24 protein-coding genes are annotated in these 23,745 nt (G+C 66.0%); 12 read left to right on the top strand and 12 right to left on the bottom strand.

Annotated features, from left to right (window positions below; all coding sequences use genetic code 11):
* Positions 1 to 28 precede the first annotated feature (28 nt).
* The 3 genes from AC1DEZ_RS00720 to AC1DEZ_RS00710 form a co-directional block, all read right to left on the bottom strand.
* Positions 29 to 916, bottom strand: coding sequence for an MBL fold metallo-hydrolase (locus AC1DEZ_RS00720; RefSeq protein ID WP_476778219.1), 888 nt, complete (start codon positions 914 to 916; stop codon positions 29 to 31).
* A gap of 105 nt (positions 917 to 1,021) precedes the next feature.
* Complete coding sequence (locus tag AC1DEZ_RS00715) at positions 1,022 to 1,681, bottom strand: peroxiredoxin (protein ID WP_476778758.1); 660 nt, start codon at positions 1,679 to 1,681, stop codon at positions 1,022 to 1,024.
* Between the two features lie 199 nt (positions 1,682 to 1,880).
* Positions 1,881 to 2,156, bottom strand: coding sequence for a hypothetical protein (locus AC1DEZ_RS00710; RefSeq protein WP_476778218.1), 276 nt, complete (start codon positions 2,154 to 2,156; stop codon positions 1,881 to 1,883).
* Between the two features lie 157 nt (positions 2,157 to 2,313).
* Between AC1DEZ_RS00710 and AC1DEZ_RS00705 the strand changes: the two genes are divergently transcribed.
* Positions 2,314 to 2,481, top strand: coding sequence for a hypothetical protein (locus AC1DEZ_RS00705; RefSeq protein WP_441513420.1), 168 nt, complete (start codon positions 2,314 to 2,316; stop codon positions 2,479 to 2,481).
* Between the two features lie 89 nt (positions 2,482 to 2,570).
* Here the strand turns inward: AC1DEZ_RS00705 and AC1DEZ_RS00700 are convergent, their stop codons facing one another.
* Positions 2,571 to 2,777: a hypothetical protein gene (locus AC1DEZ_RS00700; protein WP_441513421.1), complete on the bottom strand. Its 207-nt coding sequence runs from the start codon at positions 2,775 to 2,777 to the stop codon at positions 2,571 to 2,573.
* A 243-nt stretch (positions 2,778 to 3,020) separates the two neighbouring features.
* Here AC1DEZ_RS00700 and AC1DEZ_RS00695 point away from each other — a divergent pair, with 243 nt between their 5' ends.
* On the top strand, positions 3,021 to 3,560 hold the full coding sequence (locus AC1DEZ_RS00695; protein WP_476778217.1) for a PRC-barrel domain-containing protein: 540 nt from the start codon (positions 3,021 to 3,023) through the stop codon (positions 3,558 to 3,560).
* A 75-nt stretch (positions 3,561 to 3,635) separates the two neighbouring features.
* Here AC1DEZ_RS00695 and AC1DEZ_RS00690 read toward each other — a convergent pair whose 3' ends face one another.
* On the bottom strand, positions 3,636 to 5,162 hold the full coding sequence (locus AC1DEZ_RS00690; RefSeq protein ID WP_476778216.1) for an NAD(P)H-hydrate dehydratase: 1,527 nt from the start codon (positions 5,160 to 5,162) through the stop codon (positions 3,636 to 3,638).
* Between the two features lie 282 nt (positions 5,163 to 5,444).
* Between AC1DEZ_RS00690 and AC1DEZ_RS00685 the strand changes: the two genes are divergently transcribed.
* Positions 5,445 to 5,783 carry a P-II family nitrogen regulator gene (locus tag AC1DEZ_RS00685; protein ID WP_441513424.1) on the top strand — a complete coding sequence of 113 codons (339 nt, stop codon included), beginning with the start codon at positions 5,445 to 5,447 and terminating at the stop codon, positions 5,781 to 5,783.
* Positions 5,784 to 5,879: 96 nt separating this feature from the next.
* Positions 5,880 to 7,289 carry a type I glutamate--ammonia ligase gene (gene glnA / locus AC1DEZ_RS00680; RefSeq protein ID WP_441513425.1) on the top strand — a complete coding sequence of 470 codons (1,410 nt, stop codon included), beginning with the start codon at positions 5,880 to 5,882 and terminating at the stop codon, positions 7,287 to 7,289.
* Positions 7,290 to 7,410: 121 nt separating this feature from the next.
* On the opposite strand, the gene AC1DEZ_RS00675 is transcribed toward glnA, so the two are convergent.
* Complete coding sequence (locus tag AC1DEZ_RS00675) at positions 7,411 to 8,817, bottom strand: TIGR03808 family TAT-translocated repetitive protein (protein WP_476778215.1); 1,407 nt, start codon at positions 8,815 to 8,817, stop codon at positions 7,411 to 7,413.
* Positions 8,818 to 8,889: 72 nt separating this feature from the next.
* Between AC1DEZ_RS00675 and AC1DEZ_RS00670 the strand changes: the two genes are divergently transcribed.
* Positions 8,890 to 9,720, top strand: a complete 831-nt coding sequence (locus tag AC1DEZ_RS00670; RefSeq protein ID WP_441513426.1) for an FkbM family methyltransferase — start codon at positions 8,890 to 8,892, stop codon at positions 9,718 to 9,720.
* A 7-nt stretch (positions 9,721 to 9,727) separates the two neighbouring features.
* On the opposite strand, the gene AC1DEZ_RS00665 is transcribed toward AC1DEZ_RS00670, so the two are convergent.
* The 3 genes from AC1DEZ_RS00665 to AC1DEZ_RS00655 form a co-directional block, all read right to left on the bottom strand.
* Positions 9,728 to 10,951 (bottom strand): glycosyltransferase family 4 protein, encoded by a 1,224-nt coding sequence (locus AC1DEZ_RS00665; RefSeq protein ID WP_476778214.1) that lies wholly within the window; start codon positions 10,949 to 10,951, stop codon positions 9,728 to 9,730.
* Between the two features lie 82 nt (positions 10,952 to 11,033).
* Positions 11,034 to 12,413 (bottom strand): hypothetical protein, encoded by a 1,380-nt coding sequence (locus tag AC1DEZ_RS00660; protein ID WP_476778213.1) that lies wholly within the window; start codon positions 12,411 to 12,413, stop codon positions 11,034 to 11,036.
* 145 nt (positions 12,414 to 12,558) lie between these two features.
* Positions 12,559 to 12,762, bottom strand: coding sequence for a hypothetical protein (locus AC1DEZ_RS00655; RefSeq protein ID WP_441513429.1), 204 nt, complete (start codon positions 12,760 to 12,762; stop codon positions 12,559 to 12,561).
* Positions 12,763 to 13,094: 332 nt separating this feature from the next.
* Between AC1DEZ_RS00655 and parE the strand changes: the two genes are divergently transcribed.
* The 3 genes from parE (at position 13,095) to AC1DEZ_RS00640 (ending at position 16,639) form a co-directional block, all read left to right on the top strand.
* The gene (parE, locus tag AC1DEZ_RS00650; protein WP_476778757.1) at positions 13,095 to 15,176 is read left to right on the top strand and encodes a DNA topoisomerase IV subunit B; all 2,082 of its coding nucleotides are present in this window, start codon (positions 13,095 to 13,097) and stop codon (positions 15,174 to 15,176) included.
* Positions 15,177 to 15,335: 159 nt separating this feature from the next.
* Positions 15,336 to 16,307, top strand: a complete 972-nt coding sequence (locus AC1DEZ_RS00645; RefSeq protein ID WP_476778212.1) for a LysR family transcriptional regulator — start codon at positions 15,336 to 15,338, stop codon at positions 16,305 to 16,307.
* 71 nt (positions 16,308 to 16,378) lie between these two features.
* Positions 16,379 to 16,639: a hypothetical protein gene (locus AC1DEZ_RS00640; RefSeq protein WP_441513431.1), complete on the top strand. Its 261-nt coding sequence runs from the start codon at positions 16,379 to 16,381 to the stop codon at positions 16,637 to 16,639.
* Positions 16,640 to 16,641: 2 nt separating this feature from the next.
* Here AC1DEZ_RS00640 and AC1DEZ_RS00635 read toward each other — a convergent pair whose 3' ends face one another.
* Positions 16,642 to 17,337 (bottom strand): alpha/beta fold hydrolase, encoded by a 696-nt coding sequence (locus AC1DEZ_RS00635; RefSeq protein WP_476778211.1) that lies wholly within the window; start codon positions 17,335 to 17,337, stop codon positions 16,642 to 16,644.
* Between the two features lie 162 nt (positions 17,338 to 17,499).
* On the opposite strand from AC1DEZ_RS00635, the gene AC1DEZ_RS00630 reads away from it, so the two are divergent.
* Complete coding sequence (locus AC1DEZ_RS00630; protein WP_476778210.1) at positions 17,500 to 18,972, top strand: DEAD/DEAH box helicase; 1,473 nt, start codon at positions 17,500 to 17,502, stop codon at positions 18,970 to 18,972.
* Positions 18,973 to 19,158: 186 nt separating this feature from the next.
* Positions 19,159 to 20,217 carry a GGDEF domain-containing protein gene (locus AC1DEZ_RS00625; protein ID WP_441513434.1) on the top strand — a complete coding sequence of 353 codons (1,059 nt, stop codon included), beginning with the start codon at positions 19,159 to 19,161 and terminating at the stop codon, positions 20,215 to 20,217.
* A gap of 312 nt (positions 20,218 to 20,529) precedes the next feature.
* On the opposite strand, the gene AC1DEZ_RS00620 is transcribed toward AC1DEZ_RS00625, so the two are convergent.
* Positions 20,530 to 20,919 carry a HesB/IscA family protein gene (locus AC1DEZ_RS00620; RefSeq protein WP_476778209.1) on the bottom strand — a complete coding sequence of 130 codons (390 nt, stop codon included), beginning with the start codon at positions 20,917 to 20,919 and terminating at the stop codon, positions 20,530 to 20,532.
* 305 nt (positions 20,920 to 21,224) lie between these two features.
* Here AC1DEZ_RS00620 and AC1DEZ_RS00615 point away from each other — a divergent pair, with 305 nt between their 5' ends.
* The gene (locus AC1DEZ_RS00615; protein ID WP_476778208.1) at positions 21,225 to 22,292 is read left to right on the top strand and encodes a malate/lactate/ureidoglycolate dehydrogenase; all 1,068 of its coding nucleotides are present in this window, start codon (positions 21,225 to 21,227) and stop codon (positions 22,290 to 22,292) included.
* Positions 22,293 to 22,299: 7 nt separating this feature from the next.
* Complete coding sequence (locus AC1DEZ_RS00610) at positions 22,300 to 22,656, top strand: MmcQ/YjbR family DNA-binding protein (protein ID WP_476778207.1); 357 nt, start codon at positions 22,300 to 22,302, stop codon at positions 22,654 to 22,656.
* Here the strand turns inward: AC1DEZ_RS00610 and AC1DEZ_RS00605 are convergent.
* A complete protein-coding gene (locus AC1DEZ_RS00605; protein WP_476778206.1) occupies positions 22,651 to 23,541 on the bottom strand; it encodes a PhzF family phenazine biosynthesis protein in 891 nt (296 codons plus the stop codon). The two genes, AC1DEZ_RS00610 and AC1DEZ_RS00605, sit on opposite strands and share 6 nt — an antisense overlap.
* Positions 23,542 to 23,745 lie beyond the last annotated feature (204 nt).

Genomic DNA, 23,745 nt, shown 5'->3' with positions numbered 1-23,745 from the left:
GGCAAGCGCGGGCGCTGTCCTCGGTCGTTCAGGCTCCGCCGGCCTTCAGCGCATCGATCGGGAATTTCAGGTAGCGCCGCCCGTTGGCTTCAGGCTCCGGCAGGCGGCCGCCGTTGATGTTGACCTGCAGGGCATGGAGGATCAGGCGCGGCATCGGCAGCGTCCGGTCGCGGGCCTCGCGGAGGGCTACGAACGCGGCCTCGCTCCGGCATTGGACGATGTGGGTATTGGCGGCCTTCTGCTCGGCGACCGTGCTCTCCCAGCGGGCCGGCCGGCCTTCCGGCCTGTAGTCATGGCCGGTGAACAGCCGCGTCCGGTCCGGCAGGGCGAGGATGGCCTGGATCGAGCGCCAGAGCCGGCCGGCATCCCCGCCGGGAAAATCGGCCCGCGCCGTCCCGCTGTCGGGCATGAACAGCGTGTCGTGGATGAAGGCGGCGTCGCCGATGAGATAGGCGATCGAAGCGAGCGTGTGGCCGGGCGTGAACAGGACCCGGACGGGCAGCTCGCCGATCCGGAACTCCTCGCCATCGGCGAAGACGCGGTCCCATTGCGAGCCATCAGCCGGAAAGCCCGGCCAATTGTAGATGGTCTTCCAGAGCTTCTGGACGTCGACGATGCGCGCGCCGATCGCGGTCGGCGCGCCGGTCCGGCTCTTCAGATAATGCGCGGCCGAGAAATGGTCGGCATGCGGGTGGGTGTCGAGGATCCACTGGAGGGCGAGGCCCTCGGCATCGAGATAGGCGAGCAGGGCATCCGCGTTTTCGGTGCCGACAGCCCCGGATTTCTCGTCGAAATCGAGAACCGGATCGATGATCGCGCACTGCCGCGTGGCCGGATCGGCGACGACGTACTGGATCGAGCCGGTCGGCGGGTCATAGAAGCCCCGCACCGACGGCCTGAGCTGCGTGATGTCCACTTCGACGCTCCCCTGCCTGCGCCAACGCCGGATGCGACCGCGGCAACGGCAACTGCCGCGGAGCCGGTCGGCACCCGCCACATCCGCGCGGGTGCCGGAGCCTTCTCAGGCCGTAGGTTGCTTCGTCTTGCGGAGATAGGGCAGGACGCGCTCGAACAGGCCGAAGCGCTTGGTCGCGTCCTCGTCGGAGACCGAGCCGGCGATGACGACATCCTCGCCCGGCTTCCAGTCCGCGGGGGTCGCCACAGGGAACTTCGCCGTCAGCTGGATCGAGTCGATCGCGCGCAGGATCTCCTGGAAGTTCCGGCCCGTCGTCATCGGATAGGTGAGCGTCAGCTTGACCTTCTTGTCCGGGCCGATGAGGAAGACCGAACGCACGGTCTGGTTGTCGGCCGGCGTGCGGCCTTCGGAGGTGTCGCCGGCCGAGGCCGGCAGCATATCGTAGAGCTTGGCGACCTTGAGCTCGCTGTCGCCGATCATCGGATAGGTGACGTTGTGACCGGTCGCGGTCTGGATGTCGGCCTTCCATTTATGGTGGCTCTCCACCGGATCCACGGAGATGCCGATGATCTTGACGTTTCGCTTGTCGAACTCGCCCTTGATGCCGGCCATCATGCCGAGCTCGGTGGTACAGATCGGGGTGAAGTTCTTCGGATGGGAAAACAGCACCGCCCAGCTGTCGCCGATCCAGTCATGGAACTGGATCGGTCCCTCCGTCGTATCGGCCGCAAAATCCGGAGCCGTATCGTTGATCCGCAGGGTCATGGCTTCCTCCAGCTCTTCTTTCGTCATGGAGACGGCTCGCAAGCTCGGCCGCATCACCGAGCGGCTGTCGCCAGGTCACGTCATAAGAGCGCGTCCTTGGCAACGGGCGTCCGGCCTTATCAGCGCGCGACGCAATTCTCGCACGAATGCCGGCCGCTCCGCGAGCCCCTATGCGCGAGGAAATGGCCGTCCGTATGCCTTAGCCAAGCCGGCGCGTGACGCCACCCTTGATCACCGGCGGCGGCGGCGGGCCCAGATAATAGGCGCCGCCCAGGCCAAGGCCGGCCCCAAGGGCAGGCCAGCCCGGATCGGCATAGGCGTTGAGCTCCCAGCAGCGCAGCCTCTGACGCTCCGCCTCGGTGGTGGCGTCGTTGCAGCGGGAGACCTGCGAGCGCTGCCAGAAGGCCGCGGCCGACAGCGACGCAGCCGGCAAAGTGCCGCCGGCCAGCAGCGCCAGGAGGAACAACCTGTTCATCGCCTCTTCCCGTCCAGTCTCAGAACCCTATGATGACCGACTGCCCTTGCCGAACGCTTAAGCGGGGCCTTCGAACCGAAGCGCGCCGACGAGCGCAGGATCGCCGCGTACGCCGCGAGGCGGTACGGCGAGCCGGACGAGCAAAGGAGATCGCAACGTGAAACTGCCCATCGTCATCCATAGCGACGAGGACTACGATCGCGCCCAGCAGCGGGTGAAGGAATTGAACGCGATGCCGGACACTCCCGACAAGGAGAAGGAGCTGCACGCCATCGCCGAAGCCATGCTCTCCTTCGAGCTTCGCCGCGACGACGCCGACGATTGAAGCCGACGCTCGACGGAAATCGTTTCGCGCGGCGCCCCCAAACATGATCTCACGAAGCGGATGGCGCCGCTTGGCAGCGCGGAAATGCCCTAGGAGTCGTTGCTGGCGTTGAGCTCTTCGGGGCGCAGCCCCTCATCGGGCGGACCGGCCTGCGCGCCTTGGGCCGCGGCCCATTGCGAGACGATCTCGGCGATCAGCTCGGCATGCGTGCGGGGCGGATTCTGCATCGTGATGTGGTGATCGAGCGCTGCCAGAACCTCCCGGCTCAGCGAAACCGTAACCATAGCCGGCGACATCACAGTTTCCTCCTCGGATGGAACAGGGCCGCGCTCGCGGCGTTCTTCCTCCGCAGCATACGAGCACGGCCTCGTTTTGCGAGCAAATTATTTCAGAACCGAATCGAAGACAACTGTCTTCGCGCGGATGTTGCTGTCGAAACTGTTCGATTAATACTCGATAACACGTAATTTGAAACAAATCTTCCTCGCGGTTGTTATTGGAGCGACCCGCATCATCGCGGAAATATTAAGGAGGAAAACATGATCAGACATGTTGTATTCGCTTCTGTCGCAGCGAGCCTGCTCGCGGCCAGTGCGCTTGCGCAGACCAACGCTCCCTCGCCGCCGTCCTCGGCACCGTCAGCCTCGACCTCGGCAGCGAAGAGCACCCCGGCGCCAACCAATCTCGCCGGCCAGGGCAAATGGCGCACCACCAAGCTGATCGGCGTGGATATCTACGGGCCCGACGACAAGAAGGTCGGCGACGTCACGGAAGTGATCATGGACAAGACCGGCAAGGTCGAGATGGTGACCGTCGGCGTCGGTGGGTTCCTCGGCATCGGCACGAAGGATGTCGCGATCCCCTTCGATCAGGTGAGCTGGAGTGACCAGCCCATGGCTTCCCCCGCGCCCGCGCCTGCTTCGGGTGGCGGCGCGGCCGGAACCGGTGGAGCGATGCCGGCAACCCCTCCTGCCGCAGCGGCGCCCAAGGCGCCCGCGATGTACCCGGACCACGGCAAGATCACGATGACGAAGGATCAGCTCCACGCGGCGCCTGCCGTCACGTATTCGGGCACCTGAGCGCCCGCCCCATGCTCGGGAAACCGAACGAAGCTCGCCCCGCAAGGGCGGGCTTCTTCTTTTCGGTTCAACGCTTCAGCCCCTGGACAGGGCGCGGAGCAATGGCGGGATCGCCTCCGGCAGATCGTCCGCGATCAAACCCATGCCGAGCGTTTCTCCAGCGCGGCCATGCAGCCAGACGGCAGCACAAGCCGCCTCGAAGGCGCTCATCCCCTGCGCCAGCAGGCCGGTGATGAGCCCGGCCAGCACATCGCCTGAGCCGGCGGTCGCCAGTGCGGCCGAGCCTGTGGAATTGATCGCCGCCCGCCCGTCAGGCGCGGCGATCACCGTATCCGCTCCCTTGTAAACAAGGATCGCGCCCGAGCGAGCGGCGGCCTTGCGCGCCCGCTCCAGCTTCGAGGCTTCCGTCGCGATCGCAGGCTCACCGCCGAACAGGCGCTGGAACTCCCCTTCATGCGGCGTGAACACGCGCGGACAGGCGGCGTTCCGGGTCGAGACGTCCTCCCGCAGCGAGGTCGCAAGCAGGGTCAGGGCGTCGGCATCGAGCACGACCGGCCTCTCGCTCGCGAGGGCCGAGCGGACCAACGCGACCGCGCGCTCGTCAAGCCCAAGGGCCGGCCCTGCCGCAATCGCAGAGATTCGCCGGTCCAGGAGGAATTCCGAGAACGCCTCGCCATCCGCGACCGGGCGCTGCATCAGCGCATCCGGGCCGCGCGACGCATGGGCTGCCAGAGCCCCGGGAGCGCACAGGATCGTCGCAAGGCCGGCGCCGATCCGCAACGCTGCCCGCGCGCTCAAACGCGGCGCGCCGACGCCCGCGACACCGCCTGCGGCGACGGCGACCGCTCCGCGCCGGAACTTGTGCGTGTCGAGGCCGTGATGCGGCAAGGCAGCGAGCCAGAGCGCCGGCTCATTGTGGAAAGCTCTGGGTGCGATCTCTGACAATGCCGTCGCGGCCGGGATTCCAATATCGGCCACGACGATCCTTCCGCAAAGGGAACGCCCCGGCAGCAAGAGGTGACCCGGTTTGAGCCGGAAGAACGTCACGGTTTCAGTCGCGCGAACAGCGGGGCCTTCGGCCAGGCCGGTATCCCCGGACACGCCGCTGGGGACATCGACGGCGATCACCGGGCGGCCTGCGCGATTCATGAGTGCGACGGCTTCGGCGGCTTCGCCGGCGAGCGGCCGTGCGAGGCCCGCGCCGAACAGCGCGTCGATATAGAGATCTACGGCCCCGTTGGCGAGCGATGCCAGCGGCAGAACCTGCCCGCTCCATTGCGCGAAGGCGAGCGCGGCGTCGCCCTGGACGGCGTCCGGCGAGCCCAGCAGCGCGACTTTCACAGTGAGCCCGCGCGCCTGCAGAAGCCGGGCTGCAACGAATCCATCACCGCCATTGTTGCCAGGACCGCAGGCGATCGCGACCGTGGCGCCCTTCTCGACGCGCCGCAGCGCCGCCTCGGCAACGGCGCTTCCCGCGCGCTCCATCAGAGTGATGCCCGCCATACCGGCGCCAATCGCAACGCCGTCCGCTCGCCGCATCTCGTCGGTCGAAAGCAGGGCGAGATCCGATGGCTGCGTCGCTTCGGCTTGAGAGATCGTCATGCCGCATGATGGGACCGTCTGGCCCAATATCGCAAGACGATGCGGATCAGGCCGATTGCCGCTGAATTAATCATATGAACTATTTTTGTGCTGTTTTTTGCCTCCTACACAGGCGAAGGAATGGGGCCTGCCGCATGGCGGGGCGTTTGCGCCAATGCTATGAGCAGACGTACGGTCGCAATCATCCGAAAGCCGAGGGGCTCCCAGCCCGCGCCGACGGATTTTTGCAGTTCTTTTCCGGCACGCGCCGGAGCCTGAAGCGCAGTGGAGGTCGATCGGCGCATGAAGAAGATCGAAGCGATCATCAAGCCCTTCAAGCTGGACGAGGTGAAGGAGGCGCTTCAGGAGGTCGGTCTGCAGGGGATCACGGTGCTCGAAGCCAAGGGCTTCGGACGCCAGAAGGGCCATACCGAACTCTATCGCGGCGCCGAATACGTCGTCGACTTCCTGCCGAAGGTGAAGATCGAGATCGTCCTGAGCGACGACATGGTCGACCGCGCCATCGAGGCCATCGTCAAGGCCGCCCAGACCGGCCGCATCGGCGATGGCAAGATTTTTGTATCAACGGTCGAGGGGGCGATCCGCATCCGGACCGGCGAGACCGGCGCGGACGCGATCTGAGATCTTTCCCCCGCATCACGGAATCAAAGGCCGCGGCTGGATTGGAGCCAGCGACGGCCCACGAGTTTGAAAACTGCTGGCAAGAGGAATGCTGAAATGAAAAGCGCCAAGGATGTCCTCAAGGCGATCAAGGACAATGACGTCAAATACGTCGACTTCCGCTTCACCGACCCGCGCGGCAAGTGGCAGCACGTGACGTTCGACGTCGGCATGATCGACGAGGACATCTTCGCCGAGGGCACGATGTTCGACGGCTCCTCGATCGCCGGCTGGAAGGCCATCAACGAGTCCGACATGCTGCTGATGCCGGACCCGACGACCGCGACGATGGATCCGTTCTTCTCGGCCGCCACGATGGTCATCAACTGCGACGTGCTCGAGCCCGGCACCGGCGAGCCCTATGGCCGCGACCCGCGCGGCATCGCCAAGAAGGCCGAGGCCTATCTGAAGTCGACCGGCATCGGCGACACCGTCTATGTCGGCCCCGAGGCCGAGTTCTTCGTCTTCGACGACGTCAAGATCGCCGCCGACCCGTACCATACCGGCTTCAAGCTCGATAACGTCGAGCTGCCGACCAACGGCTATGCCGATTACGAGGGCGGCAATCTCGGCCACCGCATCGCCACCAAGGGCGGCTACTTCCCGGTCCCGCCGCAGGATTCCGCTCAGGACATGCGCGGCGAGATGCTGGCCGCCATGCAGTCGATGGGCGTGGTCGTCGAGAAGCACCACCACGAGGTCGCTTCGGCCCAGCACGAGCTCGGCATGAAGTTCGACACGCTGACGCACACCGCCGATCTCATGCAGATCTACAAGTACGCGATCCACAACGTGGCCCAGAGCTACGGCAAGACCGCGACCTTCATGCCGAAGCCGATCTATGGCGACAACGGCTCGGGCATGCATGTCCACCAGTCGATCTGGAAGAACGGCAAGCCGGTCTTCGCCGGCAACAAATATGCCGACCTGTCGCAGGAGTGCCTGTGGTACATCGGCGGCATCATCAAGCATGCCAAGTCGCTGAACGCTTTCACGAACCCCTCGACCAACTCCTACAAGCGCCTCGTCCCGGGCTATGAGGCTCCGGTGCTGCTCGCCTATTCGGCGCGCAACCGCTCAGCTTCCTGCCGTATTCCGTGGACGACCTCGCCGAAGGCCAAGCGCGTCGAGGTCCGCTTCCCCGATCCGATGGCGAACCCCTATCTCGCCTTCGCGGCCATGCTGATGGCCGGTCTGGACGGCATCGTGAACAAGATCGATCCCGGCCCGGCGATGGACAAGGACCTCTACGACCTGCCGCCGCGCGAGCTGAAGAAGATCCCGACCGTCTGCGGTTCGCTGCGCGAGGCGCTGGAGTCCCTCAAGAAGGACAACGCCTATCTCAAGGCCGGCGGCGTCTTCAACGACGATTTCATCGAGAGCTATATCGAGCTCAAGATGCAGGATGTGGCGCGCTTCGAGATGACGCCGCACCCGGTCGAGTTCGCGATGTACTACTCGTATTGAGGATTTCGGCCGGCTTCGCAGGGAACCGGCCGCGCGCTTCCTCCCGGCCGCGCTTTGCGGCCAACCTTTGTGAACCGGGGCGGAAACGCCCCGGTTTTTCTTATTGGCGAATGGAGAGCCGTCAGGACGCGCGATTATGCGCGATCAGGATCTGGGCGCCGGCTCCGGCCGTCTGTGACAGCAGATTGGCGTTGTAGCTGACGAGCGGCGGCGTCAGCCCGATCGTCGTCGCCGAGACGAGCGCGTTGCTGCCGGATCCGGATATCACGTTGTTCGCGATCACCATCTTGCCGGCTGCCGCATTGGCCGAGAAGGCGATGCCGACGCCGCATTGCCGCAGAAGGTTGCCATCACAGACGAGGTCGCGGGCGCCCTGCGCAACACCGAGCTTGATGCCACCCAGGGCGTTTTCGACGATGTTGCCCGAGACGATGCAATCCTGCTCGACGGTGACGCCGATTGCCATCGTCGAATAGGGCCCGATGCCGCCGGAAGCCGGAATGGCGTTCGAGGACAGGTTGCTGATCTGGTTGCCCTGAATGACGGCCCTGCGGGCGGTTCCGTCGCCGAAAAAGCCGGAATTGGTGACGTAGACACCGTCCCCGGCCGTATCGACCCTGTTGTTGACGATCGTGACGCCAGTGCTGTCCTGCCCCGAGGCGGGAGCCTCGTAGTAGAGGCAGCCCTCGCGAATGTTCCAGCAGGTGTTGTCGGCGATCAGGCAGCGCGAGCCACCATTGATGCGCACCGCCGAGAAATCGCAGTTCATGATGACGTTGCCGGTAATCGTTACGTCATTGGCCAGATAGACGGCGACACCGTTGCCGTTGGCTCCAGTTCCGTAGTCGCTCGCGACGAAGTTGATCCTGTTGTTGCGAATGGTTGAGAGGTTGCCGCCGCTGCCGACGGTGCCCCACACCGCAATGCCGTTGTTCTTGGCGCCGGTGACCGTGCAATCATCGACAAGGATCTCGGAGCTGAAGGCCCAGATTGCGATGTCGACATTGTCGAATGTGGACGCTGTGATGACCGGCAGCGAGTCGTTGACACAGAGCAGGCCTGCCTTGTAGGCGCCGGTCGTTGGCTCACCGGCCGTCTTTACCGTGTTGCGGAAGGAGCAGTTCCGAAACGCCGTGTTCTTGGCATTGTCGAGGATGACCAGCCCGGCAGCCGCAGTGATGACATTGGGCGCGCCATAGGCGGGCAGCGCGATGTTCTGTCCGTCGAAAGTCAGGTTGCGGAAGCTCATCCCCGATTGGCCGGCAATGCGCAAGCCATAGCTGCCGCCCGTCAAGGTCAGGATCGCCGAACCCGCCGGGCAGTAGACTTCGATGCCGCGCCCGGCTCCGTTCGTTGTCAGAATGTCAATATTGGAAAGGCTATAGCTGCCGGGCCGAACTTGAAGCGGCTTGCCGGCAACCCGTGCGGCGTCGATAGCATTGCCGATCGGCCCGCTGGTGAACCCGGCCGGCGGCGGCGTGGCGGGGTCGGCGATGACGACATCATCGAAGACGCGATATCCAGGCATGTGGTGTCCCTTGTTATCGGAATGTTTCAGGGACCGTCGGTATATTGGCGCCGGAGGCGACGGGGATAAGTCATGGGTGCGCTGTTTCGAATCCGGGATCTGGCGATCAAGGCCCTAGTGCGGCGGCAATGGGGGGAGCTGCGCCGTCATTCTCCCCGGCTTGCGGTCATCCCGCATGAACATGTCGGGCTTGCCGTCCTCACCAACGGCCTGTACGAGCGCGAGGAGCTCGCCTGCCTGACGGAACTGATCCGGAACCTTGCTCTGGGCGAAGGCATCTGCCTCGATATCGGCGCCAATATCGGCAATCATGCAGTGGTCTGGTCAGGTCTCTTCGACAGCGTCGTCTGCTTCGAACCCAACCCGCAGATGAGCGCTGTCCTGCGCGCGAACCTGGCCCTCAACCATTGCACCAATGTCCAGGTGGCCGAGGTTGGGCTGGGGCCGGAAGACGCCGAACTCCCTTTCTCCTTCCACGAGGAAGGCAATGACGGGACCGGCACCTTCGCAAAGGGGAACGGCGACAGGAGCTTGCCTGTGCGCCACGGAGACCGCCTTGTCACGGAGCTTGGCCTGGATGGGCGCGCGATCACCTTCGTGAAATGCGATGTCGAGGGCTTCGAGCACTCCGTTTTCCAGGGCCTGTCCGAAACCCTGGCGCGGCATCGGCCCGTGATCGCCTTCGAAAGCAATTCAGCAGAGCTCGGCGCGTCGAGCTGGAACGTCCTGCGCAGCCTTGGGTACGACCGCCTCTACATGCTCAGACATACCGCTCACACGGCCTCGCCGCTCACGCGAGAGTTCGTGCGGCTATTCCAGGGGCACGAGTGCCGGATCGAACCTATCGACGCCCCTCCTGCCTTTTCCGCCAATCTGCTTGCGGCCGCACGGCCATTGACCTGAAACAAGCCTACGCCGTCGCAGCAAAGGCAGCCCGATAGCTGGCGCGCAGCGCCTCGACATGACGACCGAGCGTCGGCGGCTCTGCCCAGAAGGCCTGATGAGCCGCTCGCCCGAGACGTGACGCGAAAGCGTCGTCGCGCAAGGCAATGAGAGCTTCGGTCAACGCTCCGGCTTCGACGGCGGGGAGAACAAGGCCGTCGATTCCATCACGCACACGACCGGCGGCGCCGATCGTGCGCGGCACGATGGGCGGGACACCCTGCGCCATCGCCTCGCCCACGGTCAGCGGCCCTGTCTCATACCAGAGCGATGGCACCACCAGGCAGCGGGCGGCGCGGAGTTCGGCGAGGACCGCATAGGAATCGAGCCAACCGGTGATCTCGGCATCCGGGTTGAGGCCAGCGACCGCAGCCTTGATCTCATCGTCCCCATCACCCACGAACCGTAAGGCAACGCCGGCTTCGCGAGCCGCCTGCGCCAGGACCAGAATGCCCTTCTCCTGGGTAAGCCGGCCGACGAAGGTGGCATGACGGCTTTTGGCCACGTCCGCAGGCGCGTGCGGCGTCGCGTTCATCATGTTTTCGATCACAACATGCCGTGCCGTGCGTGGCAGGAACGGCTCGGCGACGTCGCGAGCAAACGCGCTGACATGAATGAAGAGCGGCCTTTGCAAACCCCGCAGCGCCTTGTCCGAACGCCATTGCCGGGCAACGCGGACCAGCTTGTGGATATAGGAGGCGCGATCGCAATTGGCGCTGACGCAACCGATCGACATCGGCCTCTTCCGACAGGGCGCTCCGGCCTTGAAGTCGAAATAGCCGCCGACCGGACAAAACGAGAAGTAATCATGCATCGTGATCGCGACCGGCATCCCGCTCTCGCCCGCAGCGGCGATGGCAGCCGGGCTGAAGGCCTTGGTCCATTGGTGGAGATGGACGAGGGTCTCGCGGCGGGGCTGCTTCGCAAGCAGTTCGCTCAGGAAGGCATGCGCCCGGGCGTTCCAGATGCCCTGGCGCGCGGCTGCGACCTTGCTGCCGACCTGCCAGACCTCCTCACCGGCGAAATGCGCGACATCGATCAGCCGATGATCGAGACGGTCTGAAACCGGACCGATCGCGTAGGCGAAGACGACTTCGACGCCGGCCTCGGCCAAGCCGCGGGCGCTCTCGATCGCCACCTTGGCGGCGCCGCCGTTGATCGAGCCGAAATCGCTGACGATGACCACGCGCATGAAGAACTCCAGAGATCATTCCAGCGGCAGGGATGGCGGGAGCCTCGACGTGGCGCGAGCAGGCTTGTCCGGCCAGGCGGTCTCAACGAGCGATCCAGCGGACAAGGATGAGCAAGGGGTAGGCGCTCATGACGAGCGCGATGGCGAGCGCGGCACAGGTCGCGAGCATGAGGTTGCCCGCGAACCAGATCGTGCAGAGCCAGGACAGTGCGAGCGCGGTGCCCGACAGGGCGATCGGCGGCCAAGGCATGGCGAAGGACTCCCGGCGCAGCATGAACCATCCGAGCGCCAGCGCCGCGGCGGCGCCGGCGGCAGCGCCGGCAACGATCGCCGTGTCGGTGCCGGCAAGGAACCACATCGCGACGAGCGCGCCCGCACAGGTCAAAACGCAGTCGAGAGCTGCGAGCCCCAGGATGGCGGTCAAGCGGCGTTGCAGATGCACGGGCGCCGGCAGCACGGTCTGGGCGAGTGCCCGCAGCATCGCCATCAGCATGACGAAAGGCGCGGTCCGCAGGAAGGCCTCGCGCAGCCCCACGGGAATGACGAGCTGGGTGGCGAGGCCGAGCACGGCGATGATTCCAGCGGCTCCGATCAGCGAGAGGCCCACCAGCAGCGCGTAGTAGCGGCCCAGTTCGGCCTGAATCGCCTTGGGATCGCCCTTGCGATCGAACTGGGCGACCAGTTCGGGAAAGCGGATCGCCTGAAGCGACGAGGTGATCATGATGAAGGGCCGCTGCAACAGATCGAGCGCCAGCATCGGCCCCGCAGCGGCCTGGCCGAGCGAGCCGAGCAAGACGGTCTTGAGAGCGAGCGGCATGAGCAGGGTCGCGACGCCGGCGCCGGCCGTGATCCCGCCATAGACCAGATGCCTCGTTGCGATATCGGCCTGCCAATGCATGGCAAGAGGCATCACCCGGCGCGACCGGGCCCAGGCGATGACGCAGTAGATGATGTTGCCGGCCAGCACCCCGGCCAGCACATGGGCGAAATCGGGGCTGATCGCAGCGCCGGCGATCGTTGCCGCGGCCAGGATCGTCGCGCGTGCACCCTGGAGCCAGGAGAACAGCCTGAACTCCTGCCGGAAACGCAGCATGGTCAGGTGCAGTTCGCCTGCACCCTGCAGGATCGCCGCCATCGCGCCAAGCAATCCCAGCCAGACCGGAGCGCCGAGGAGCGGGGCAAGGAAGGCTGCGAGCAGGCAGAGGCCCGCGCTTCCAGCGAGCTCGACCATGATGACTCCGCGCTCGGCCTGTTCGCTGGTCTTGTCCGGGCCCGGATAGAAGCGGCTGGAGGCGGCGCGGATCCAGTGGAAAAACGCGATATCGGCAAACTGCACGATGGAGGCGAAGAGCGAGTAGGCAGCGTAGTCCGACGCCGGCAGCAGATTGGAGACGACGATGAGGAGGCCGAAAGCCAGGAGCGATTGATAGAAATACGCGCCCAATGCGGTGATCTTGGCCATCAGGCGGCCACTCCGCCTGCGATGCGCGCGGCGGAGCCATCTTGAGTCCCGCCGAAACCGATACCGGAAGCCATGGAAATTCTACCCTCCGGCCAAAGGCCTTAGGGCAAAAAGGTTGATACTTCCGCGCTGTCTGCCTGAAGGATCAGTAGAAATGAAGGGCCGTCAGGCCGGCCGATGCAGCAATCGCCGCGAGCCACCACAACCAGCGGCCCGCATGGCTTTCGGCCTGGGTCAGCGGCGCGCCGATGACGTCCTCATGCCCGAAGCTCTCACCCGCAAGCCGCGCGGCACGCTGCAGCCCTGCGATTCCCGTAACCGGCACTGAGCGACGCGACACCACGGCCATTTCTTCCCCCTGCCCCGATCATAGCTCATTGCGGCTGTCCGCATAGGCCCGATCTGTTTCCGATCCTCGACGGCGATGGTTAACGCAGACTGAACGCGCCGGTTCCGATGCCCCTTGTGCCAGGGCAACGTCACATGCCGATGACGACCGGTGCACCGTTCCAACGAGAGAGTTCCGATGTCTCGGGGACCTGTCTATAAGCGGAGCGACGAGGCGCGACGCCCGACGCCGCTACCGAGCCGGATCGGACTCCGGATGAAACAAGCACATCGCAAAATCCGTCCTTCATGCACTAGAATTGGACGGAACGAATCAGGAAACGTTAGGCAGTGATGGACGAGAACGGCGATCTTTTCGGCGGGGAGCCGGAGCGGCCTCGCGCGGCTGATCCCAAGCCGGAAGCGCGCTCGCCGGCCGCGGCTCCGAAGGCGCCCGCGCCCGCAGGAAACGGCGCGCGCAACGGCACTCTTTCCGAGACCGGCTATGACGCTTCCGCAATCGAAGTGCTCGAGGGGCTGGAGCCCGTCCGGCGCCGGCCCGGCATGTATATCGGCGGCACCGATGAGCGCGCCCTGCACCACCTCTTCGCCGAGGTGATCGACAACGCCATGGACGAGGCGGTGGCGGGACACGCCACCTTCATCGATGTCGAGCTGTTCGAGGACGGCTCCATCGCGGTGACGGACAATGGCCGCGGCATTCCGGTCGATCCCCATCCGAAATTCCCGGGCAAGTCCGCGCTCGAAGTCATCATGACGATACTGCATGCCGGCGGAAAATTCGATTCCAAGGCCTATGAGACGTCGGGCGGCCTGCACGGCGTCGGCGTCTCCGTCGTCAATGCCCTGTCCGACCGGCTCGAGGTCGAGGTCGCGCGCGGCAAGACGCTCTACCGCCAGATCTTCTCGCGTGGCCTGCCGCAGGGGCCGCTGGAGACGGTCGGCGCCGTCGCCAACCGGCGCGGCACCAAGGTGCGCTTCCATCCCGATCCTCAGATCTTCGGCGAGGGCGCGCATTTCTCGCCGGCTCGCCTGTTCCGCATGGCGCGTTCCAAAGCCTATCTCTTCGGTGGCGTCGAGATCCGCTGGACCTGCGCGCCGTCGCTGCTGAAGCCGGAAGGCGATGTCGCGGCGGAGGCCGTGTTCCGTTTCCCCGGGGGCCTGCGCGACTATCTCGGCCGCGAGATCGAGGGCAAGGACCTCGTCGCCGAGCCGATTTTCTCCGGCAAGATCACCAAGGAAGGCGGCCACGGCTCGCTTGAATGGGCGGTGGCCTGGCTCGCGACCGGCGAGGACGGCTTCTCCTCCTCCTATTGCAACACGATCCCGACGCCCGAAGGCGGCACTCATGAGCAGGGCCTGCGCATCGCCCTGCTGCGCGGACTGCGGGACCATGCCGAGCGCATCGGCCAGTCCAAGCGCATGGCGCAGGTCACCTCCGACGACGTGATGGCAACCTGCGCGGCCATGCTTTCGGTCTTCATCCGCGAGCCGGAATTCCAGGGCCAGACCAAGGACAAGCTGGCGACACTCGAAGCCTCCCGCATCGTAGAGGGCGCCGTTCGCGACGCTTTCGACCACTGGCTTGCGGCCGCGCCGCAGCAGGCGCTGCGCCTGCTGGACTGGTCGGTGGACCGCGCCGAGGAGCGGCTGCGCCGGCGCCTCGAAAAAGAGGTCTCGCGCAAGACCGCTACGCGCAAGCTGCGCCTGCCCGGCAAGCTCGCCGACTGCTCCAATGCCGGCGCGGCTGGTTCCGAACTCTTCATCGTCGAGGGCGACTCGGCCGGCGGCTCCGCCAAGCAGGCGCGCAACCGTTCCAACCAGGCGATCCTGCCGCTGCGCGGCAAAATCCTCAACGTTGCCAATGCGACGCGCGAGAAGCTTCACGCAAACCAGCAACTCGCCGACCTGATCCTGGCGCTGGGATGCGGTATCGGCGCGCAATTCCGCGAGGACGATCTTCGCTACGAGAAGGTCATCGTGATGACGGATGCGGATGTCGACGGCGCCCATATCGCCTCGCTGCTCGTCACCTTCTTCTGGCGCCAGATGCCGCGCCTGATCGAGAAGGGCCATCTCTACCTCGCCGTCCCGCCGCTCTACCGGCTCCAGCATGGCGGCAAGAGCATCTATGCCCGCAACGATGCTCATAAGGACGAGCTGCTTGAGACGGCGTTCAAGGGCAAGAAGCCGGAGATCTCGCGATTCAAGGGCCTCGGCGAGATGATGCCGGCCCAGCTCAAGGAAACCACCATGGATCCGAGCAAGCGCATCCTGCTCAAGGTCATGGTGGACCACGAGGCGAAGGAAGAAACATCCGATACAGTCGAGCGGCTGATGGGCAACAAGCCGGAAGCTCGCTTCACCTTCATCCAGGAACGCGCTGCCTTCGCCGGGGAGCTGATCGACCTGTGAGGAGCGAGCCCAGCAACTCTGGGGGGCTGGGCTTCACGGCCGCCGGGCTGCCCCACGCGGCCGTTGCAGGCAGGGTTCGCGCATGCCGAACCCGCCTCACCCTACCGAATGCCATGACCGCAAGCACCGGACCGCGCCGGGCGACTGGCCGCTGACCCTATGGCCGAGCCTTCTCCACCTCCATCTCGACGCGACGGCGATCTGGCGGCAGCCGCCGGGAGCGCCTCCTGGGACGATATCCGGATCTTTCACGCCATCGCCGTCGGCGGGTCGATGGCCGTGGCGGCGGCGCAGCTCGGGCTGAGCGAAGCCACCGTCGCGCGCCGGCTCAAGGCGCTCGAACGCGACCTCGGCCTTCAGCTTTTCACGCGCGAGGCCAATCACCTCGCCCCGACGGCGATCGGACAGGGGCTTGCTGCTGAGGCCGGCGAGATCGAGGCTGCCGCCCGCCGCTTCGCGATCCGCGCAGAGGCTGCGAAACCGCTCGCCAATGCTCCGGTGCGCGTGACCGCGACGACGTCGATCAGCCTCCTCCTGACCATGCATGCGACCGCGATCTCGGCCGCGGCCGGCGGCGTCGAGATCGTCATCATCAGCACGCGCGGCAGGCTCGACCTTGCCCGCGGCGAGGCCGATATCGCGCTGCGCATGAGCAAGCCGCCGACCGAGCCGGGCCACTACGCCCAGAAGCTCGGCCGATTGATGCAGGCACTCTATATCCGGCAGGACATCGATCCCGCCACGGCCCCGATCATCTCGGTCAACCGCGAGACTTCGTCCCGGATAGACGACTACATCATGACCTATGCCGCGGGCCGGCCGATCGCAGCGCGCGTCGGCGACTCGGCGGCGCGCTACGAAAGCATCCGTTCCGCCGGCGCCCTGTCGATGGCGCCCTGCTTCATGGGCGATGCGGATTCGACACTGCGCCGGCTGGAGCCGCCGCCGGAGCGGACCGGCGACGACATCTATCTGGTCTCGCATGAGATCTCGCGCAGCCGGCCCGGCGTCGTCGCCGTCCTCGGCGCGCTGCGCAAGCTCTTCCGCGAGCAGCGATCGCTCCTGGCGGGCGATGCGATCAAGCCGGTGAGAAGCACGCAAATCGAGCGGTTCCCGGCAAGAACCGGCTAACCAAGCTTTTACGGCTCTTCCGTAAGGTCGTCTGCGGTTCTCGTGAGGTCACGAGACGCGGAGAGTGCGCCATGCGCCTGATCGAACTGTTCTGGAAGAACGACCGCGGCACGGTGGTCGCCGATGTCGCCAAGGCCGGCGCGGCCATCGCCTTCCTGTCGGTGATCGCCGCCAACTTCATGTCGAGCCGCATCGAGCCGCTGGACAGGGAGCGCATGGCGGCCGTCAGTCTCGCCGCCTCCAAGCGCCAGCCGGTCGATCCGCTGACCACGGGCTCGATCACGAAGGCGGCCGGCGACACCCGGCTCGATCCCTGCGCCCTGCCCCGCTGAGCTCAATCGAGCCAGCGCAGCAGCTCCGCGGTGACCCTATCGGGCGCCTCCAGCGTCGAGAGGTGGCCACTGCCCGGGATCACGGCCAGTCGCCCGCGCCCGCCGACCAATGCGGCCATTTCACGGGCCTCGGAGAGCGGCGTGATCTCATCCTCCTCGCCAACGAGAACCAGCACCGGGCAGGTCGAGCCGGCCAGCGTCGGCCGCGAGTCCGGCCGCAGCATGATCGCCCGCTGCTGGCGAATGAAACCGCCCGCCCCGACATCCTCCGCCATCTGCCGCACGAGGAGCCGCAGCGGCTCGTCGGCGAGCCGCGCCGGCGCCACGAGCTTCTGCCAGAGCAGGGTCGTAACGTTGTCGAAGGCGCCCTTCTCCGCCAATGAGATCATCTGTTCGCGCGGAACGTTGGTTTCAGGCGTTGCCGGCTTGGCGGTGGTGCCGAGCAAGGCAAGGCGCGACACGCGCTCCGGGGCCTGTCGCAAGACCTCGAAAGCGACATAGCCGCCCATCGACAGCCCGCAGAGCGCGAAGCGGGGCGGCGCTGCCGCCAGTAGGCGCTGCGCGATGCCTGAAAGCGCGTCGTCCAGACTGTGCTCGGCGACCAGGATCGGGCGACCATCGGCAAGCGCGGGCCATTGCTGAGCATAGAGCGCGGCGTTGGCGCTCAGCCCGGGAACGAGGACAAGCGGTTCCTTCATGAGGCCAAAGCAGTCCCTTCAAGGTTAGATGATTGACTTTGCCGCGTTTTCTTTGCATTCCACACGGGTCCGAAGGCGCGCAGGAAGTGTTGTCGCGCCAACGCGGTGGTCGAGCAGGTCGTCCCACCGCGTTTCACCGACCCTGAAGAAGCGCCATACGCGATGTCATTTGCCGAACTCGGCTTGAGCGAAAAGGTCCTGACGGCTGTCACGGCCGCAGGCTATAGCACGCCGACCCCCATCCAGGCCCAGGCCATTCCGCATGTTCTTGCCCGCAAGGACGTTCTGGGCATCGCCCAAACGGGTACGGGCAAGACCGCAGCCTTCACGCTGCCGATGCTCACCATCCTGGAGAACGGGCGCGCCCGCGCCCGGATGCCGCGCACGCTGATCCTCGAACCGACGCGCGAACTCGCCGCGCAGGTCGAGGAGAACTTCGTCCGCTACGGCGTCAACCAGAAGCTTTCGGTGGCGCTGCTGATCGGCGGCGTCTCCTTCGGCGATCAGGATGCCAAGATCACCCGCGGCGTCGATGTACTGATCGCGACGCCCGGCCGCCTGCTCGACCATGTCGAGCGCGGCAAGCTCCTGCTGACCGGCGTCGAGCTTCTCGTCATCGACGAAGCCGACCGCATGCTCGACATGGGCTTTATCCCGGACATCGAGCGGATCTGCAAACTTGTTCCCTTCACGCGGCAGACCTTGTTCTTCACCGCGACGATGCCGCCCGAGATCACCCGCATCTCCGAGCAGTTCCTGCATAATCCGGTCCGTGTCGAGGTTTCGCGCCCGGCAACGGCGGCAACGACGATCACCCAGCGCCTGATCGCCTCCAATTCGCAGGACTTCGAGAAGCGCGAGACGCTGCGCCGTCTCATCAAGGGCGCGACCGACCTGCAGAATGCGATCGTCTTCTGCAACCGCAAGCGCGACGTCGCCACGCTGCACAAATCGCTGTTGCGCCACGGCTTCCCGGCGGTCGCCCTGCATGGCGATATGGACCAGTACGCCCGCATGGCGGCACTGGAATCCTTCCGCACCGGCGAGAATCCGATCCTCGTCGCCAGCGACGTCGCCGCGCGCGGCCTCGACATCCCGGCCGTTAGCCACGTCTTCAATTTCGACGTGCCGACCCATGCCGAGGACTATGTCCATCGCATCGGCCGTACCGGCCGCGCCGGGCGCGAAGGCGCCTCCTTCACCATCGTCACGCGCCATGACGACAAGCTCGTCGCGGCGATCGAGAAGCTGACCGGCCAGACGATCGCCTTCGAAGGCGGCAGCGTCGCCGACCTGCCTCCCGGCGAGCCGCGCGAGGAACGGCGCGGTCGCCGCGACGACAAGCGCCCAGCGCGCGGACGCGGGCGGCCGGAACGCGGGCCACGCGCTGCCACCGAACCGGCCCCCCGCCCTCAAGCGGCCGAGAAGGCCGAGGACAGCCCGCGCAATGCCGGCCGCCGCCAGCCCGTCAGGCCGGATGCCGAGGTTGCGGCTGCGCCGGTCGCTCATCGCGAGCAGGACAGCGCGCGCCGCGGCCGGAATTCCCGCTCGCGCGACGACGATGAAGGGCCTCAGGTCAAGGGGTTGGGCGATCATGTGCCGGCCTTTCTGCTCCGCCCGGCCCGCGTCGGATAACCTTGCGTCATCAACCCGATTTTAACGTCGTCTGACTAAGTTGGTCGTCGCTGCTGCGGGAACACCGCAGCGGCGGACGGGCGCATGCCGCCGTATAGACGGACAGGATGTCCCGCTTCGATTGGATCAATCGAAGCTGACGTGGCCGAAAGCCACGACCCGGCTTCATACCGGAATGGCGAAGGCATGGACGACGAAGCTTCGGTTTCCGCCCGCACCAACGATCTCGCCGAGCGCGTCGTCGCCGCAATGCGGCACCACGGCTCGCCCAGCTATCCTCGCGCTTTCGAGGTCTGGTACGCGCATCTGAGCGGCGAGATGCCCGCCGTCAGCATGGCGATGAACGCCATCATCGCCGGCAATGAGGGCAATGTCACCGCTGCCGACATCGACAGCCTGTACGAGCGCTTCATCAGCACGGAACGCTTTTCCCGTCAGGCAGAGCGCACCAGCCTCCAGGTCCTCGGCGAGATCGACGCCATGATGGAGCTGGTTGACAAGGCCCTGGGGTCGAGCGAACTTTTTCACGGCCGCCTGACGGCGATGTCGGAAGACGTGCCGCCGATGACCGACCGGCAGAAGCTGCGCGAATGGGTCGAGGCGCTCGTGCTCTCGACCCGCGAAGAGGTGACGCGCAAGGCCCAGCTCGAAGCCGAGTTGCGCAACAGCTCCAACGAGATCCGCAACCTCCGCGAGGCGCTGGAATCGACCCGTGCGGAAGCCTTGACCGACCCGCTGACCGGGCTCGCCAATCGCCGCCATTTCGAGGAGATGCTGCAGAAGTCGATCGATCAGGCGACGCTGCGGCGCGAGCCTTTCGCTCTGGTGATGGCCGATATCGACTTCTTCAAGCGCTTCAACGATGCCCATGGCCATCTCACCGGCGATCAGGTCCTGCGGCTGGTCGCCCGCACCATGAAAGACAAGTTCAAGGAAAAGGCGGTCATCAGCCGGTTCGGCGGCGAGGAATTCGCGATCATCCTGCCGGAGGCAGACCTGATCGCCGGCAAATTTGGCGCCGAAACGGTGCGGCAGGCCTTGCTGACCCGCGAGCTGATCAAGCGCTCGACCAACGAAAATCTCGGCCGCATCACCATCTCGCTCGGCGTATCGACCTATCGACGCGGCGACACCGCAGGTTCGCTGGTCGACCGGGCTGATCAGGCGCTGATGCAGGCCAAGCGCGACGGCCGCAACCGTACCGTCACCGAGGACGTGCTGGAGACGACGAGCCGGGTGGCCTGAGCTTTCAGGCGGCGGCCTCACGGGCCGCCTCCAGAGCGAACCCGGTCCAGCGCGGGAGGGCTTCGCCGCTCTCGCGCGCGTCGTCCGGCGGCGACCAATAGCTCGTCCGGCGCGGCATGCCCTTGGCCTCATCGCTGAAGGGCTCGCTTCCAGCGCCCTCGAAAAGCGGGATCTCGATGCGGCCGTCTTCAGATGGACCGTTCCGTCGAGCAGCAAGGCGACGATCGGCCCGTCATCGGCATAGATGCCAACGCCGCCGAGGATGCTGCGTTTGCGCGCAAAGAACCGCCTGACCGCGGCCTCTTCCACCGCTCAGGGAGCCGTGAGTGCGCTCTCGCTGCGCGGCTTGATCTCGACCGACTCGCCGCAGCCACAGGCCGAAACCTGATTGGGATTCTTGAAGACGAAGGTTGAGGAGAAGCGGTCGGTCTTGAAGTCGAGCTCGGTGCCCAGCAGGAACAGCACCGCCTTGGCGTCGACAACCACGGTCGCGCCCTTCTCAGCCACGACGTCATCGCCCTTGTTGACCGCCCGCGCGATCTCGAAGGTGTACTCCATCCCGGCGCAGCCACCCTTCTTGACGCCGACGCGCAAGCCGAGCGCCGGCGCATCGCCATCGGCGGACTGCGCCATGATCTCACGGATGCGGGCAGCCGCGGCGTCGGTCAGCGAGATGACCTTGAGGCCCGGTATCGAAAACATTCCTCGTCCCTCCTCGACCGGGTTCAAGGCCCGGTGAAGCAAGATTGCTGCCCTAACATAGGGATCGCGGCGGCTCGCGTCGAGATGGACGCGCCGAGATCGCCGTGCGTCCTTTCGGACGCAAGGTGGCGATCTCGGCCTTTGTCCGAGCACAGGATTCTCCGAAAAGTGGGGCCCGCTTTTCGGTCCTATGCCAGCCATGCAATCTCCGGCCTCGCGCCCATCGCCAGATGCATTGCGCATCGGGCCGGGGCATGCACTCTGGCTTCCTCATCCGATCTGTCCGCCAAACTCCCGGAAGAACCATGCCTCATCGCCTGCATCGCCCCGAATCGCTGCGCGCCCTCGTCCACGACATGGTGGTGAAGGCCGGCTGGACGGAAGCGGAGGCGCAGGAAACCGCCGAGCATCTCGTGCTCGCCAATCTGAGCGGGCATGACAGCCATGGCGTCGGCATGATCCCGCTCTATTTCCAGTCGCTGGCGGACGGCAATCTCGATCCGAATTCGCAACCACAGGCCCGTGTCGACGCCGCGCCCTTCCTGATCATCGACGGAGCGGTCGCGCTCGGCCAGCCGAATGCGCGCAGGGCCGTCGATCGCGCCGTCGAGATGGCCAGGGCCGGTGGCGTCGCCATCGTCAATCTGCTCGATTCGCATCATATCGGCCGCATCGGCCACTATGCCGAGGTCGCCGCCGCCGCCGGTCTGATCTCGTTCTTCTGGGTCAATGTCGCCGGCCGGCCGCCGATCGTCGCGCCCTATGCCGCCAAGGAGGCGCGTTTCGGCACGAATCCGCATGCGATCGGCATTCCCGTCCCCGGAGGCGAGCCGCTCATCCTCGATTTCGCGACGAGCCGCATGGCCCATGGCAAGGCCCGCGTCGCCCTCAACAAGGGCGAGCAGGTGCCGCCCGGCTACATCATCGATGGCGAGGGACGGCCGACGACCGACCCGGCCCATGTCTTCATCAGCCCGGACCACCCGCTCGGCGCGCTGCTGCCCTTCGGCGACCACAAGGGCGCCGGCCTCTCGCTCATCGCCGAATTGCTCTCGGCCGGGCTGATGGGCGCGGCGCGCATCGACCAGAAGCCGCAGAAGACCTGGATCATCAACTCGCTCTTCGGCGTGATCATCGACCCGGCCCGGCTGGAGCCGGACGCCGAGCTGCGCAGGAGCCGCACCGAAAGCTACCTCGCCTTCGTGCGCGCGGCGAAGCCGCAGGACCCTGCCAATCCGGTCCTGGCGCCGGGCGACAAGGAGCGCAAGGTCCGGGCTGAGCGCGGCGCCGCGGGCATCCCGCTCGACGACGAGACCTGGTCTCAGATCAAGGCCGCCGCGGCACGCCACGGCATCGACGCCGAGAGTTACTGAGGCCACGATGTCGCCCGACGCCTACAACGCCTTCTGCGCCGCGCTGCCGGCGACGAGCCATGTCGTGCAGTGGGGCGGCGCCGATGTCTGGAAGGTCGGCGAGAAGGTCTTCGCCATCGCCCGCCAACAGGAAGACGGCGAGATGGCCGTGAGCTTCAAATGCTCGCCGATGGCCTTCGACATCCTCAAGGAGCAGCCGGGCCTCAGGCCCGCGCCCTATCTCGCCTCGCGCGGCATGAAGTGGATCCAGTGGCTCACCGGTGAAAGCATGCCGGACCACGCCTTGCAGGACTATCTGCGCGAGAGCCACCGCCTCGCCGCCGCCGGGCTGACGAAGCGGGTGCGCGCCGAGCTGGGCCTATAGGAGCGCTTCGCCCCGGAACATCTGTGCGCAGGAGCCGCCGACGGTGGCGCGGATACCGTCCTCGCCGCGGCGCGCGCTCAGGTGCAGCAGGCTCGGGCGGCCCATCTCGACGCCCTGCGTCAGCGTGAAGCTCGCATCGTCCTGGCTATTGAGAGAGAGCAACAGGGCCGCGACCGTGGCGCTGGCGCTGCCGGTAGCGGGATCCTCCCATGTGCCGCTGATCGGCGCGAACATCCGGGCGCGGATATCGGCGACGCCGTCCCGGGCATAGAGGAACAGCGAGAAGCGCCCCTCCAGCCCGGGCGTGCTGTCGCGAACCGCCCGGAACCGGCTCAGGTCCGGCGTGGCGCGGGAAAGCGCTTCCACGGTCACTTCGGCGAGGACGAAGAAGACGCCGACCGACGCACGAAGCGGCTGGTGGTTCGTCACCACGATATCCGACGGCGCGAGACCTGCGCAGGCCGCGATCGCGTCGGCCGGAAGCTCGATGCTTTTCGTCAGGGGCTGCGGCGCGGCGATCGTCGCGCCGGTGACGGCACCGGAAGAATCGCGTGCGACCTTGACCTCGACCAGCCCGGCAACTTCCTCGAAGCGCAGCACACCGCCGCGGTCTCGCCCGTGGCGCGCGAGCACGAAAGCCGTTCCGACATTCGGATGTCCGGCAAAAGGCATCTCATGCGTACGCGTGAAAATCCGGACCCTGGCGTCATTGGCTGGATCGTCCGGCGGCAGGACGAAGGTCGTCTCGCTGTAGTTCATCTCCGCCGCCAGCGCCTGCATCTGGGCGTCCGAGAGACCGCGCGCATCGGTGAAGACGGCGAGCTGGTTGCCACCGAAGGGGCGGTCGGTGAAGACGTCGACGGTCTCAAAGGGAAAGCTGGGCATGGCGGGCTCCGGAAGGCGGCTCAGGCTCCAGATCGCCGGGCATCCTATCGGACGCGAAGTGGCGATCCAGCCCCTTGTTAAGCATCCGATGTCCTCCGAAAAGTGGATTCCACTCTTCGGTCCGATGCTTCAGCCCTTCCTGCCAGTGCAGCGCGCGGAATGCCAATGAAGCGATGGAATGCGATCCATCACGCCGGCATGAAG

This window comes from Allobosea sp. 10L422, from assembly GCF_056395345.1.
This window is presented reverse-complemented; position numbering and strand designations above follow the sequence as displayed.